The sequence below is a fragment of the Stutzerimonas urumqiensis genome (genome assembly GCF_003640395.1).
Taxonomy (GTDB): Bacteria; Pseudomonadota; Gammaproteobacteria; order Pseudomonadales; family Pseudomonadaceae; genus Stutzerimonas; species Stutzerimonas urumqiensis.
Genome location: NZ_RBZQ01000008.1, coordinates 1 through 14,552 on the forward strand (window position 1 = coordinate 1; position 14,552 = coordinate 14,552).

The following is a 14,552-nucleotide window of genomic DNA, read 5'->3' on the forward strand; positions in this document are numbered from 1 at the left end:
TGGCTGCGCGTCTCCAGTAGCTGGGCCGGCGACCGCTACGGCGGCATCGCCATTCCGCGGGTCGGCATGGAAGTGCTGGTGACCTTTCTCGAAGGCGACCCCGACCAACCGTTGGTCACCGGCTGCCTGTACCACGCCGAGCATGCCGTGCCCTATGACCTGCCGGCGAACAAGACCCGCACCCTGTTCAAGACCCTGAGCTCACCGGGAGGCGGCGGCTACAACGAGCTGCGCATCGAAGACCGCAAGGGCGCCGAGCAGATCTATGTCCACGCCCAGCGCGACTGGGACGAGAACATCGAGCACGACCAGAAGATCCGCGTCGGCCGTGAACGTCATGACACGGTGGAAGCGAACAGCTATAGCGAGTTCAAGGCCGAAGAGCACCTGACCGTCATCGGCGACCGCAAAGTGGAAGTCAAACCCGACGACCACCTCACGGTCGGCCAGACTCAACACATCAAGCTCGGCACCGCCCAACTGACCAAGGCTGGCCGCGAAATCCACCTCAAGGCCGGGCAGAAAATGGTCATCGAAGCCGGCATCGAACTGACCCTCAAGGCCGGTGGCAGCTTCATCAAGCTCGACCCGGGCGGCATCACGATCAACGGCCCGCTGGCAAAGATCAACGCCGGCGGCGCGCCGGGTAAGGGCTCGGGGATCACGATCAAGTCGCCGGTACAACCGGGGATGGCGGACAGTGACAAGGCGGGAGGGTTGCTGGAGCAGGCATCGGCCGGTTTGCTCCAACCCAAGAAGAACGTGAAAAGAACCCTTAATTTTTCGGGCTGAACCAAATGATGAACGCCAGCACCACGAAACGTCCCTTCGCACACCTCACCGGCCAAGTACTGCTGCTACTCCTGTCTTGCGGGTACTTGGCTGGCTGTTCAGCCCTACCGCTCGAACCCATCACCTATCAGGAAGCGGCCACTCGGTATCAGGAAGGCGGCGGTATCGAGAATTACCGTTGCGCGCTGGTTCCGGCCGATGAGCAGTATCACGCCCTGCGTGATGCCCAACCGATCGCCGTCGAAATAGATGAAGTGCTGTTCGTCAAACTCCACGGCACCGTCCAGGCACTGCAACAGACCGATATCACCGAGACCCGGACGGCCTACGCCCATGACGATATGGCCGCCACGCTCACCACGGTCAGGCAGTTCAACCATTCGGAATACAACGAATCGGACGACCGGCACGTCGACCTTGTCTTCGAGGCGGACGGCAAGACAGAAACCTACAAAACCTTCGGAGCGGCCTGCGGCCTCTGAGCGTCAACATGATCAACCAGGACAGGACATGACAAGGCGTCGCTACAAAATCGTTGAAAGTGTTGGCAGCCGCATCGAAGACGTGAACGGCTACGAAGATCTTGCCAAGCACCACCCTTCCGTGGGGCGGGAGCCAAACCGGGATTACGGGACCCTCAACGGTCGGCTCGAAGAGGTGCGCCATGTCGGCGGCCGCACCCTCATCAAAAAGGACTTCGTGCTGCTCGTAGACGGCAGCAACCGTTCCATCCCTGTTCCCAGCCCGCTGGCCGGCTATGTCAAAACCAGCCGCGCTTACGGCACGCTGAAAATCTATGACGCACCAACCAACGGCCAGCTGATCGGGCAGATCCTCCACCTTGACCCGGCCTTCAAGGTGAAGGACGGAGACTCAATCACCTACGGGCAGCACGTTGGCCTCCAGGCCGGAACGGACAGGGCTGGAGGGCAGCGCTACGCCATTCACGTTCACGCCGAACTCGAGGAGAGCGTTTTCAAACGCTACATCGCAGACATCGCCAACGGCACCCTGAGCCCGGATGGGCCCGAGCCGGCAGTCGACGAACGAGCAACACGTCCTAATCAAGGCCGTTGGTGCTATCCCTGCACACCTTCGGCAGGCCATGCACTGCAGCACCTGACTGGATTGAGCAAAGCCAAAAGCGGCTTCTATCCTTTTGGCGAGAATGGGCTTTGGCATGGCGGCGTGCATTTCGACGAGGGCACGGCGCCAGTGTTCGATCAGTCGAGCGTACGCTGCATGGCCGACGGCGAAGTGATCGCCTACCGCGTCGACGAACGCTACCCGGTCAGCGAGTTCACAGACGGCACTCCACAGGTCAGGCGCGCGCCCTTTTCCACGGGGTTCGTGCTCGTCAAGCACAGTCTTCAGCCGCCACCGCTCAGGAACGCTGACGGCAGCATCTCCGTCGGGCAAACGCCTCCAAGCCTGACGCTCTATAGCCTCTACATGCACCTGCTGGACTGGACGGGCTACCAGGCGCAACCGGACCTGCCTCGGCCCGCCTTCTGGCCGACTACCCGGCACACCGTCAATACGCGGGATGACGGCTTGACCGTCCGCGCCGGCCCGAGCAAGAACGCCGCCAAGCTAGCCGAGCTGTCCAAAGGCGCCGAAATCGTCATTGGCGAAACGAAAGGCGAATTCAGCAAGCTGGTCAGCGTGGTCGGCGGAACGACCCAACCCGCCTTGGCTGCCGACGAGAACGGTCAACTGCCCGGCTATGTATTCACCAAGCTGCTCAAACCCCACAGCGCGCCGGCGAAGTACGGCAGTGTCGTCGTCCTCGATAGCGGGCTGCCGATCAGGGCCGGCGACCTGATCGGTCATCCGGGCCTGTACCAGAATCACGACAGCGCTGTCCAGCAGATGGTCCATGTCGAGTTCTTCAGCTGCGACGATGTCCCCGCCTTTATCGCCCAAAGCCGCGCCTGGGCCAGCCGCTTGCCCGACGGCCAGAAAACCCTGCTCAAGGTCCATAAAGGCGCCAGCAAACTGATCGCGCACCGGGACGGCATCAACGCCGATAACCCACCCAAGCTGGGCGACGACGGCACGCAGATCGGCGTCGACCTGATCATTCCTCAATCTTTACTGGATGGACTCCCCGCTTCGAGCAAAATCCAGGTCAAGAATGGCGCCCACACCATGCACTGGTGGCGGCTGGACGGCCTGTTCGCCGACGCTAACGGCAATCCCATCGACGGCTGGCTCGCCGAGCAAGAGCTGATCACCACGCGCCACAGCCCCTGGGAGTGGGAAGGTTTTCAATGCATCGAGGAAACCGGAACACCCGTCGAAAAACTCGCCTACGCCTTGAATGCCCGCAGTCTGTTGAGCGCAGACGAACAGCAGAACTACCGGGCGCAGATCAACAAGGCAGATGGCGGCCCCATCTTGGCGCTAACCCGGCTGCATGACATCGTCGACATCGACAAGAACGGTGTGCTGACCAGCAAGGAAATTCGGGCCGCGCTAGCCAAACCCTGGCAGGCGCAGCTCTTCGGTCAGCTGATAACCCGATATGAAAGCGAGTGGTTCTGGAACAAGAGCAAGTGGGATGAGCTTGATCCATTGTTAGCGGAAGAGCCCGGAGCGCCAAACCTTGTTTGGGAAGCGGAAAAGCAGCGAATCGAGAAGCTGGGCTGGTGGAAAGAGCTAGCGGGACAGCATGGCATTAGCGGGGAAGGATTAGCTTGGCACGTCCATGCTCCCATGATCGCGGTCAGCTTCACGCGAGCTGAAAAAAATACCTGCTCAAAATGCAATAAAAAAATCTCTATAACTTATGAGCTGATGAAAAAGATATGCCCAAGCAGTACAACAGACGACTTCATAAAGGGCTTTATCCTACACACCGATAGATTGTTTGAGAAATACGAAATAACTTCTTGCGCCCAAGTAACCCATCTGCTCGCACAGGCCAAGCATGAAACAAGAAAATTTACCGCATTTCGTGAGTCACTCTATTACTCCAGCTATACTGCACAAAGCCTATATAACATGGCACCCACAGCAATCAACAATGGCTTCACCCGCAAAGGCCTAACCTTTGCCACACATACGGAAAAGCTTAGATATATCGAAGATCATCTTCTGAAGAATGATGCAGGATATGGCCAGCATTGCTTTGGCAGCAGCGAATATCCAGAAAATGATTACCGGGGGCGCGGTTTACTACATCTTACGCATTACTCGAATTATAAGTCGTGTGCCTTGGCAATAGGGAAGCCGATCGCTGCTGTACCTACACTGGTAGAAAGTGACGTAGCGGTAATTGTCGAAACCGGGCTTTGGTTTTGGAAAAGTAACAGACTGAAAACCTACGCAGAAGATGCTAGCCTGACCGAAGAAGATGCCGTAGAAAAAATCACGCGGATAATTAACGGCGGAACAAAAGGGCTCGCAGAAAGAAAGCAGTTCAAACGCGAGATCACTAAGGAATTTATTAAATTGTACGGAGACTGCTCTGTATGAATACAACCAATCTTGTACTGTGCGCAATTTCTCTTATTTTTTCAATTAACAAATCTTACGCTGACAGTTTAGCGTGTGCGGAAAAAACCGTAGACGATATATACAACCCGATCCTGCTGGGTGATGACACTGCAATACGTTTCAAAAAATCAGAAACGCCAATTGATCCGGATGGAAATATTTTCCCAATCATAATAGTGGCCGAGGAATGCGATACGGGAAGCGAAACGCAGTTCGCAGAGCTACCCTATCTGGGTGATCTAGGGGAAGTGGATAGCGCCTTCTTGGCAGACTCAGATTTCGACGGCAAGGCAGAACTCTTCGTCATTCATAGAGTGGCTCTGAACTCCGATACCGGTATCAGTTACGGCTCCGACTACTTTACAACGCAGGTATACAAACGCCTAGATCCCCTCGTATACGAACGGAACGAGCGCATCAGTGCATACTTCGGTGCGGGAGGGGACGTTCTGTCATCACCTACGAGTGACAAAGTCATATACGATTACCCTTACAAATCCGAGACTGCCATCAAAAGCAGACTAGCTTCCGCACAATACAAAGCTTGGCTCGAGCAGAAGCGCATCATTACCCGCATATTGCGCAAGACATACTTACATGACCAAGCCAACGTCGCGGACCGAACTGCAAAGTATTTAATAGCTGGCGACGAAGTTCTAGTGCTTGATCACAAAGCAGGTTGGCTGGAGATAGTGTTTCAAAACAACAAAAAAGTGGAAATTAAGGGATGGATACAGTGCAAGGACACTCTCGAATGTGCCAGCAGGTGACACTGATTATCCTGCCGAACCTGCGCGCGCTGCAGCCCAACCATTTTCAGAGCATATTGCTTTCATCCTGAGGACCATTAAAAAAAACGCGCCCGAAGGCGCGCTAAAGATCAAGCGCACGCGGTATTACTTCACTTGTGCCTTCAAATCCCGGCGCATCAGGGTTTTGACCTTCACCAGGTGATCATTCTCCTGATCGAGGGCGTGTTTGAAGTCCTTGGCGATGTTGCTGTGGCCGCCGGCTTCGGCCAGTTCGATCAGCAGCTCCCAGGCGGCGTTGTCGGTCAGTTCGATCGTCAGGAGCGCGTTCATGCATTGTTCGACGTTGGTGCGCGGGTCGGTGATGACCTGCAGCGGGCCGACGCCCAGCACGCCCACCACATCGGCACATGGGGTTTGTGCAGTCGGGTCGGCGCCGAGGGTTTCGATGTGCTTCGCCACGAGCATCATGTGCTCGTACTCCTCGTCGCGGATGTGCTGGAGCGTGCCGATCAGCGCGCTGTCCGGCGTATCCGAGCCCTTGACCTTGGCGATCATGGCGTCGTAGAGCCGTACCCCGTTGCGTTCATACGCCAGGCGCTCGCCCATCTTGTCCAGCAGGACCTCGGGACTCTTGCCGCGCATCATGTCGAAGGACGACTTCAGCATGCCCTTGGCTGAGCCCGGAATGGGCACCGAGCCGATTCGATCCGCTTCGGCCGTTCGTACCGCGCGCTCGGCCATCATGCCGGCGGAATCGCCGGGCACGTCGGGGTGAATGTCATTGACGGCGTCGAGCAGGCGCTCGGTGTCTTTCGGCGACATCTGTATGCCAGTGAGGTTGGTTCCCAGTTTCGCTGCGTGTGCCATGGTTGATCTCCTCGTTTCTTATCAGGAAGCCTTGCGCATCAGTTCGGTGCCCGGCGCCCACTGGTAGCCGGCCGAGACGATGTCCGCGGCAATGCCCTGGGAATTGAGCTGGGTGCGGTAAGCGAGCGAGTTCTGCGGCTCCTGCGCCTTGTCGACATATTGGGTACCGCTGGAACGCAGGTTGACTTCGGCGGCCAGTACCTTGCGGACGAAATCGCGCTGGCTCTTGAACTGGACCATCTGGGGCAGCGGCCCGCCGAGGATTTCTGCCGGGTCGCGGCGTTCGATCTGCTTGAAATGCTCGCAGGCGATGTTCAGGTGGCCGAGTTCGTAGTCGAGGAAGCGCTCCCAGATCGCCTTGATACGCGGGTTGGTTTCCTGGTCGGCGCAGCTGGCATAGGCGTAGACCTCCATCGCTTCGTGGACCAGCCATTTCTCCATGAAGCTTTCCATCGGGTCGGCCAGCGAGCCGTACTGGGTCACATGCTGCTCCTCGACCGAGGCGATCTCGGCGTAGAGCTGGCGTGCCAGCGGATCGGCGAACAGCGGACCGACGTTCTGGTAGTAGTCATGCGTCTGGAATTCGGCGGCGGTGATCAGCGCGCAGTGGATCTTGGTGATGAGCGCCGCCTCGTCCTTGGCGTAGCTGTCGCGCAGATCGTTGTCGGGGTGGCGATGGTGTTCTGAGGTCGGCCGGCCGGGCACGATGTCGGTGTACCCCTGGAGGATGTTGTTGGGGTCCTTGCCTTCCAGGCGGTCGAGCATGGCCGAGTAGCGATAGAGGTGGTCGAAGTCTTCGAGTAGGCCGTAGCGATACGTCTGCGCCTGATAAGGGTCGGGTTCGCTCTGGGCCACGGCGGCGGTGACTTCGATCGCCACCTGCTCATAGGCGATGGTGGTTTCCAGCGGCGAGTGATCGGCACCGATCAGCCAGTTGACCATCGTTGCCTGGTGCTGCTCAACGCGGCGAATCTCGGCGAGCGGCTGGCGCAGCTGGCCGGTGATACGGGAGATGCCGTGCTTCAGACGCAACGCGTCCGTCTCGACACCGTTCATGAGGATAATGCGTACGCGGGTGAAGGCATCATCGTCGAGTTTGCTGATCGGCTTGCCAGCCATTTCCTTCCATGTGAACTGCTGTTTCTCCAGTGGCGTGCCTTTGTTGTCGAGGATTCCATCGAGTCGGGTCATGACGCCTCCGGGCGGAAAAGGACGAATCGGAAAGAGCCCTATCGAAAGGGCCGCTCCAGAAGAGACGGAGGCCGGACTTAACAATTCCCGAATAACGGCAGGGTCTTTCCGCTGACAAGACGGACGGTTTGCTGCTCGTCCCTACGGTTGAACGCGCCGGAAGACGCAGCCCTTTGAGCTGGGGGCTCGGCCGTTTCGCTCAGCGAATGTCGAGGGCACGGAGCCGCGCCGTCCGTTCGTCGGCTGGCAGCGCGGCGAGGTCGGCGACACGCCGATGGAAGCGGTGCCAATCGCCGTCCACCTCGGCGAACAGCGCGGCGAAGGCATCGACCCATTGGTCGTACAGGCCGAACGGCACCAGCACGGCATTGTTGAGCGGCTGCTCGAACCAGCCGTCGAAGCGTCGATCGCCCTGCCAGGGCCCGTCGCGCAGCGCCGCATAATCGCTACGCAAACGCAGGAACTCGGCCTCCTTGCGCGCACGCTTGACGGCATCCGGGATGGCTTGGGCATAGAGCGCGCGCAGCCGCTCCCGCGTTGCCAACATCAGCGCCACCCATTGCCGCCGCCGTGTTTCGACCGCCGGGTCCGGCGCCGGCAAACCGCGTGCGACGCGCCACTGGCCCAGGCCTTCACGGGCGACGAAGCTGGCGTAGGACTCGTTGAAGGCCGTATCGCCTTCGACATAGACGCGCTGATGGGCCAGCTCGTGAAAAATCAGCGCGGCCAGCGCCTGATCGTCTCGCCGCAACATGCTGCTCAGCAGCGGATCGTCGAACCAGCCGAGCGTCGAGTAGGCCTCGACCCCGGCGACATCGGTATCCAAGCCGCGCAGCGCCAGCCGGGCCGCCTGGGCTCGGGCCCGGCCCTGGTCGAAATAACCGCGGTACGCCACGCAACCGGCGACGGGAAAGCAGTGCTCGATCGGCTCGACCGAAAACGCCGGCGTGGCGAAGAGGTTCCACACCACATAGGGACGATTGAGGTCGGCGTAGAGGCGATAACTGTCGTTGTCCGGCAGGCCCAGCCGCGCCGAAGCGAACCGGCGGGCGTCCAGCGCCGTGGCCAGTCGCGCACGCAAGCGCGGATCGCGCGCCGGATCGGCAATGATCTCGGCGACCGGCTCGCGCGCCGTCAACAGGCGCAGATGCCCGGCGGCCAGTTGCCCGTAATAGGTGCTGCAACCGCTGGTCGTCAGCGCCAGCAACAACGGAACCCAAAGGTACCTTCGGATGTCAGCACTGGCGGTCTTGCGGGTAGGCATGGCAGCTCCAACGCCAGATGAACGCATCCCCGTGCCTTGCGCGATCGCATGCGATACGGGACGAGGCTCGACAGTCTGACCGCAGATCCGGCGCGCCGTCTCGGTGAGCCGCAATCGCGCCAGCCGCCGGCGGCGCATCGATGGAGTTTCACCATGCGCTTGTTGCTGACGCTACTGCCGCTCGTCCTGCTCGGCGGCTGTTCCCTGTGGATGCCACGGCATGACCCGGACCAGGCCTGGGTCACGCTGGCACCCGAAGCCGACACCCACTTGCACGCCCTCGAAGTCGACGACGCGGCGCTGGACGATCATCGCTTTTTCCAGGTCAGCCCGGGCAGCCACACCCTCGGCGTCCTCTATCGCTTCCAGGTGGCCCCCGAGAATGTCGGTGGCGCTGCGGGGCCGCTGGAGCGCGAATGCCTGCTCGTGGTCGAGTTCCCTGAGTTCAAGGCCGGCGACCGTTACCGTCTCGAAGCCGGCGGCCATGGCTTCCGCCCCTGGGCCAAGCTCTATGACCAGCACGACTTCCTGCTCGCCCGCGGCAGCGAACAGGGATGCGGCGACAATCTGGCGAGCCGCTGAACGCCGGCTGCGCCTGCCGGCGCTGCGCGGTGCCATCACCGGGTAAAAGCCCGAAACAACCTGCCGGTGGCAAAGCCGCAGCCGGGTCGGCAAGATGGCCTGCGTAAACAACCCATTGGGATAGCCGTATGCAACGTGTTCTCAGCCTTTTCCTGGCCTTCAGCGTCGCCCTGACGTTGAGCCTCGACGTTCATGCCAAGCGCTTTGGCGGCGGCAAGAGCTTCGGTTCGGCACCGAGCCATCAGACGCGCCAGATCCAGCAACAGCGCAACGACGCCGTCGCCCCGACCGCTGCCCGTCAGCCCGCCACCAGCGGTGCATCACGCTGGCTCGGCCCTTTGGCCGGCATCGCGGCGGGCGGTCTGCTGGCCTCGATGTTCATGGGCGATGGCTTCGAGGGGCTGCAACTGCTCGACATCCTCCTCTTCGGCCTGATCGCCTTCCTGCTGTTCCGCTTCCTGGCGGCACGCAAGCGCCAGCAGCAGCCCGCCATGGCCGGGCATGCGCCCATGCACCGCGAGGCGCCCGCAGCGGCCCCTCTCTTCGGTGGCGTCGCACCGGCTCCGGTGATCAATGCCCCCGCGTGGTTCAACGAACAGCGTTTCATCGAGGCGGCTCGCGAACACTTCCTCTCGCTGCAGCAGCACTGGGACGCGAACGAGATGGACAAGATCAGCGAGTTCGTCACGCCGCAGCTGCTGGAATTCCTCAAGAAGGAACGCGCCGAGCTGGGTGATGGCTACCAGTCGACCTACATCGATGACCTGAGCATCCAGCTCGACGGCGTCGACGACAATGCCGAGAAGACGGTCGCGACCCTGACCTTCAGCGGCGTGGCCAAGACCTCCCGCTTCGATCAGGGTGAAGCCTTCAGCGAAAGCTGGCGGATGGAACGTGCCGCGGGCGAAAACCAGCCGTGGCTGGTCGCAGGCATCCGTCAGAACGCCTGACCCCCAGCGCCCGGACGACCCGTCCGGGCGCTTCGGTTGAAAAAGGCTATCGCACCGATAGCTTGGCGCGACGCCAGATTGGTCTACCTTTTCTCCAGTTTCGTCCGGAGAGAGGAGACCTTGCATGCTGGCCTCGTTGCTACCTGCACTGCGTGAACTGGCGCTACCGCTGCGCCTGAGACTCTGGGATGGCCGGGAAATGGACCTCGGCCCCTCGCCCACCGTGACCCTGTCGCTCCGGGACCCCAATCTCATCACCGACCTGGCGCACCCCAGTCTCGACCTGCTCGGCTCGGCGTACGTCGAAGGCCGCATCGATCTCGACGGGCCACCGCTGGACATCATCCAGATCGGCGATACCCTCGCCAGCCGTCTTGGCCAGGACGTCGAATCAACGCCGCAGCGCCTCCCCCATGACAAGGAAACCGACGCCCAGGCGATTTCCTATCACTACGACCTGTCCAACGATTTCTATCGCCTCTGGCTCGATCGCGACATGGTCTATTCCTGTGCGTATTTCGAGACAGGCCAGGAAGACCTCGAACAGGCCCAGCAGGCGAAATTGCGCCACCTGTGCCGCAAGCTGCGCCTCAAGCCCGGCGAGCGCCTGCTCGATGTCGGTTGCGGCTGGGGTGGCCTGGCGCGGTTCGCCGCACGCGAGTTCGGTGCAGAGGTGTTCGGCATCACGCTGAGCCAGGCGCAGCTGGCGCTCGCGCGGGAGCGCGCCGCGGCCGAAGGTTTGCAGGACCGCATCCGGTTCGAGCTGATGGACTACCGCGACCTGCCGCAGGATGAGCGCTTCGACAAGATCGTCAGCGTCGGCATGTTCGAACACGTCGGGCATGCCAACCTGACGCTGTATTGCCAGACGCTCGCCAACGCGGTGCGCCCCGGCGGCCTGGTGATGAACCACGGCATCACGGCCCGGCATGTCGACGGGCGCCCGGTCGGGCATGGTGCAGGTGAATTCATCGACCGCTACGTGTTCCCCCATGGCGAGCTGCCGCATCTGGTCAAGATCGGCAGCTGCATCAGCGAACACGGCTTGGAGATCGTCGACGTCGAGAGCTTGCGCCTGCACTACGCCCGTACCCTCTCGTTCTGGAGCGAGCGGCTCGAAGCGCAGCTGGACGCCGCACGCAGCCTGGTGCCGGAAAAGGCATTGCGCATCTGGCGCATCTACCTGGCGGGCTGTGCCTACGGCTTCCGGCGCAACTGGATCAACCTGCACCAGATCCTCGCCAGCAAGCCGCTGCCCGATGGCTCGCACGAGCTGCCCTGGAGCCGTGCCGACCTGTATCGCTGAGCGGACGGCACGCTTGCCGCCGGCCGAAGCCAGCGGTAGCGTGCGCGGATTCCCGCCGGCGAGTCCGCCATGTCGTTACCGAACGTCCGCCTCCGCGTTGTCCTGATCAGCCTGGCGATTCTGCTCGGCCTACTGCTGAGCATGCTCTGGGCGGGCAAGGTCGCCGAGCGCCGCGCCTGGGCCGAGCGCAGCCAGGAGGCGCATGGCCAGCTGGAGCTGTATGGCCAGGCGATCAACACCCTGGTCGAGCGCTTCCAGTCGGTTCCGGCCCTGCTGGCGCTCGACAGCGACATCCGCACGCTGCTGCAGAATCCCGAGGATCGCCTGCTGCGCGAGCAGCTCAACCGACGCCTGGAACACCAGAACGAAGCCGCCGGCTCCGCCGTGCTCTACCTGCTCGACCGCGACGGCCAGACCATCGCGGCCAGCAACTGGAACGACTGGAGCAGCTTCGTCGGCAATAACTATGGCTTCAGGCCTTACTTTCGCGATGCCATCGCCAACGGCTCCGGCCGCTATTTCGCGGTGGGCGTCACCACCGGTATCCCGGGCTATTTCCTCTCCCATGCGGTGCGCGACGACCACGGCGCCGTGATCGGCGTCCTCGTCGTCAAGCTCGAGCTCGAAGCCCTGCAACGCGAATGGGTCGGCCAGCCGGGCGTGCTGCTGGTCGCCGATTCGCTGGACATCGTCATCCTGGCCAACCGTCCCGCCTGGCGCTTTCGCTACCTGCACCCGCTCAGCGACGAAACCCGGGCGCGCCTGGTGGCCGCGCGGCGCTATGCCGAGCAGAGCCTGCAGCCGCTGATGGCCGAGCCGATCCAGCCATTCGACACAGAGGCGCCACGCTGGCGAGTCGACGGGCCTGACGGGCGGCGCAACTACCTCTGGCAGCGCCTCGAGCTACCGGAAGAGGGCTGGACGCTGCACCTGTTGCTCGAGCCGCAGATGATTTCGGAAAGCGTGCGCAGCTACCGCATGGCGGCGGCCGGCGTCTGGATGACGCTGGCCTTCCTGCTCCTGTTTCTGGCGCAGCGCCGCAAGACGCGCCGTCTCGAACAGCGCAGCCGCAGCGAACTGGAACACCTGGTACAGGCCCGCACGCAGGAACTGCGGCAGGCGCAGGAAGGCCTGGTGCATGCCGCCCGCATGGCCGCGCTCGGACAGATGTCGGCGGCCCTCGCCCATGAGATCAACCAGCCCCTGACGGCGCTGCGCATGCAGCTTGGCAGCCTGCGCCTGCTGCTCGACAGCGATCGTCCCGGCGAGGTCCGCGAAGGGCTGGGCCGGGTCGAGGGGCTGATCGAACGCATGGCCGGCCTGACCGGCCACCTCAAGACCTTCGCCCGCAAGAGCCCGGCGGGCCTCGCCGAACGGCTGCGCCTGAACGACGTGCTCGAACAGGCCCTGCAACTGCTGGCCCCGCGCATTCGCGCCGAGCAGGTTCAGGTCGATCGCCGCGATTGCACCGACGCCTGGGTCGCCGGCGATGCCATTCGGCTGGAGCAGGTGCTGATCAACCTGCTGCACAACGCGCTCGACGCGATGGCCGACAACACCGAGCGCCGGCTCGATCTGGCCTGTGGGCGCGAGGGCGAGCGCTGGGTGCTGCGCATCGCCGACAACGGCGGAGGCATCGCCGAGGCGGATCTGGCCCACGTCTTCGAGCCCTTCTTCACCACCAAGCCGGTCGGACAGGGCCTCGGCTTGGGGCTGGCCGTTTCCTATGGCATCGTGCGCGACCTCGGCGGCGAGCTGGAAGCGGGCAACCACGCGGATGGCGCGGTCTTCACCCTGCGCCTGCCGGCCGTGGACGACGCACGCAGCACCGGCCGGCCGGGCCCTCTCGTCACGGAGCAGCAGACATGAACGGACAGGTGATCTTCATCGATGACGAAGCGGCCATCCGTCAGGCCGTGCAGCAATGGCTCGAGCTGTCGGGCTTTTCCGTGCGCACCTGCGACAGCGCCCAGCAGGCGCTAAATCTCATCGATCGCCACTTCGCCGGCGTGGTCATCAGCGACGTGCGCATGCCCGGCATCGATGGTCTGTCGTTGCTGGAGCAACTGGTGGCGCTGGATGCCGAGCTGCCGGTGATCATGGTTACCGGTCACGGAGACGTGCCGATGGCGGTGCAGGCCCTGCGCCAGGGCGCCTATGACTTCATCGAAAAGCCCTTCACTCCCGAGCGCCTGCTCGACAGCGTGCGACGCGCCCAGGACAAGCGCCGCCTGGTCTGCGAAAACCGGCAGCTGCGCGAACAGTTCCAGCGCAAGGACCGCATCGAATCCCAGTTGCTGGGCGTTTCCCGGGCCATGGAAACCCTGCGCCGGCAGGTGCTCGAACTCGCCGGCACCAGCGTCAACGTGCTGCTGCGCGGCGAGACCGGCAGTGGCAAGGAACGCGTGGCGCGCTGCCTGCACGACTTCAGCCGGCGTGCCGCCAAGCCCTTCGTGGCGCTCAATTGCGCGGCCATCCCGGAGACCATCTTCGAGAGCGAGCTGTTCGGCCACGAGAGCGGTGCCTTCACCGGCGCGCAGGGCAAGCGCATCGGGCGCATCGAGCACGCCGACGGCGGCACGCTGTTCCTCGACGAGGTGGAAAGCCTGCCGCTCGCCCAGCAGGCCAAGCTGCTGCGCGTGCTGCAGGAGCGGACGTTCGAGCGACTCGGCTCCAACCGCAGCATCCAGGTCGACCTGCGGGTGATCAGCGCCGCCAAGCCGGACTTGCTCGACGAAGCCCGCGCCGGGCGTTTTCGCGAGGACCTCGTGTACCGGCTGAATCTCGCCGAGCTGCATATCCCGCCGTTGCGCGAGCGGCGCGAGGACATCCCGGTGCTGTTCGAGCATTTCGCCGCCCAGGCGGCCGAGCGCCATGGCCGCGAGGCACCTGCCCTCGCGCCCGCCGAGCTGGCCCATCTGCTCGGCCACGACTGGCCGGGCAACGTGCGCGAGCTGATCAACGCCGCCGAACGCCATGCCCTGGGCCTGTCGGGCCATTCATCGCCGCCCGCCAGCGATCAATCCCTCGCCGCGCAGCTCGAAGCCTTCGAGGCGCAGTGCCTGCACAAGGCGCTGCAACAGTGCCGCGGCAACATCGGCGAGGTGATGGCGCTGCTGCAACTGCCCCGCCGCACCCTGAACGAGAAGATGCAGCGCCACGGCATCTCGCGGCAGGACTACCTTCCCGCGGGCGCCGAAGACGACTGACGGGTCCCGGCCTCGGCAGTTTTCCGCCTATCGATTCCTGTCCATCGGCAATTTTCCGCTTATCGGACGGCCTGAACCCGCAGGCCAGAGCCATCCAAATGATGGCACGGCATGTGCTATAGCTTAGGCGTGCCGCCC

12 protein-coding genes are annotated in these 14,552 nt (G+C 62.6%); 9 read left to right on the top strand and 3 right to left on the bottom strand.

Going from position 1 to position 14,552, the window contains the following annotated elements:
* The 4 genes from D7325_RS15135 to D7325_RS15150 all read left to right on the top strand — a co-directional run.
* The coding region (locus D7325_RS15135) for a type VI secretion system Vgr family protein (RefSeq protein ID WP_120997079.1) at positions 1–792 on the top strand (792 nt) is incomplete at its 5' end.
* A gap of 8 nt (positions 793–800) precedes the next feature.
* Positions 801–1,274, top strand: coding sequence for a hypothetical protein (locus D7325_RS15140; RefSeq protein WP_120997461.1), 474 nt, complete (start codon positions 801–803; stop codon positions 1,272–1,274).
* A 28-nt stretch (positions 1,275–1,302) separates the two neighbouring features.
* Positions 1,303–4,272, top strand: a complete 2,970-nt coding sequence (locus D7325_RS19310) for a glycoside hydrolase family 19 protein (protein WP_245962095.1) — start codon at positions 1,303–1,305, stop codon at positions 4,270–4,272.
* Positions 4,269–5,063, top strand: a complete 795-nt coding sequence (locus tag D7325_RS15150; RefSeq protein ID WP_162988059.1) for a hypothetical protein — start codon at positions 4,269–4,271, stop codon at positions 5,061–5,063. The genes D7325_RS19310 and D7325_RS15150 overlap by 4 nt, the downstream gene beginning before the upstream one ends.
* A 126-nt stretch (positions 5,064–5,189) precedes the next feature.
* Here the strand turns inward: D7325_RS15150 and D7325_RS15155 are convergent, their stop codons facing one another.
* The 3 genes from D7325_RS15155 to D7325_RS15165 all read right to left on the bottom strand — a co-directional run bounded on the left by D7325_RS15155 (position 5,190) and on the right by D7325_RS15165 (position 8,367).
* A complete protein-coding gene (locus D7325_RS15155; protein ID WP_120997083.1) occupies positions 5,190–5,912 on the bottom strand; it encodes a ferritin-like domain-containing protein in 723 nt (240 codons plus the stop codon).
* Positions 5,913–5,933: 21 nt separating this feature from the next.
* A complete protein-coding gene (locus D7325_RS15160; protein ID WP_120997085.1) occupies positions 5,934–7,103 on the bottom strand; it encodes a hypothetical protein in 1,170 nt (389 codons plus the stop codon).
* Positions 7,104–7,302: 199 nt separating this feature from the next.
* Positions 7,303–8,367: an aminopeptidase gene (locus D7325_RS15165; RefSeq protein WP_120997087.1), complete on the bottom strand. Its 1,065-nt coding sequence runs from the start codon at positions 8,365–8,367 to the stop codon at positions 7,303–7,305.
* A gap of 153 nt (positions 8,368–8,520) precedes the next feature.
* Here D7325_RS15165 and D7325_RS15170 point away from each other — a divergent pair, with 153 nt between their 5' ends.
* The 5 genes from D7325_RS15170 to D7325_RS15190 all read left to right on the top strand — a co-directional run bounded on the left by D7325_RS15170 (position 8,521) and on the right by D7325_RS15190 (position 14,414).
* Positions 8,521–8,949 carry a PA0061/PA0062 family lipoprotein gene (locus tag D7325_RS15170; protein ID WP_120997089.1) on the top strand — a complete coding sequence of 143 codons (429 nt, stop codon included), beginning with the start codon at positions 8,521–8,523 and terminating at the stop codon, positions 8,947–8,949.
* A 128-nt stretch (positions 8,950–9,077) separates the two neighbouring features.
* A complete protein-coding gene (locus tag D7325_RS15175; protein ID WP_120997091.1) occupies positions 9,078–9,899 on the top strand; it encodes a Tim44 domain-containing protein in 822 nt (273 codons plus the stop codon).
* Positions 9,900–10,023: 124 nt separating this feature from the next.
* Positions 10,024–11,205 carry a C17 cyclopropane fatty acid synthase CfaB gene (gene cfaB / locus D7325_RS15180; protein WP_120997092.1) on the top strand — a complete coding sequence of 394 codons (1,182 nt, stop codon included), beginning with the start codon at positions 10,024–10,026 and terminating at the stop codon, positions 11,203–11,205.
* Between the two features lie 69 nt (positions 11,206–11,274).
* On the top strand, positions 11,275–13,074 hold the full coding sequence (locus D7325_RS15185) for a sensor histidine kinase (RefSeq protein WP_120997094.1): 1,800 nt from the start codon (positions 11,275–11,277) through the stop codon (positions 13,072–13,074).
* Positions 13,071–14,414: a sigma-54-dependent transcriptional regulator gene (locus D7325_RS15190; protein ID WP_120997096.1), complete on the top strand. Its 1,344-nt coding sequence runs from the start codon at positions 13,071–13,073 to the stop codon at positions 14,412–14,414. The genes D7325_RS15185 and D7325_RS15190 overlap by 4 nt, the downstream gene beginning before the upstream one ends.
* Positions 14,415–14,552 lie beyond the last annotated feature (138 nt).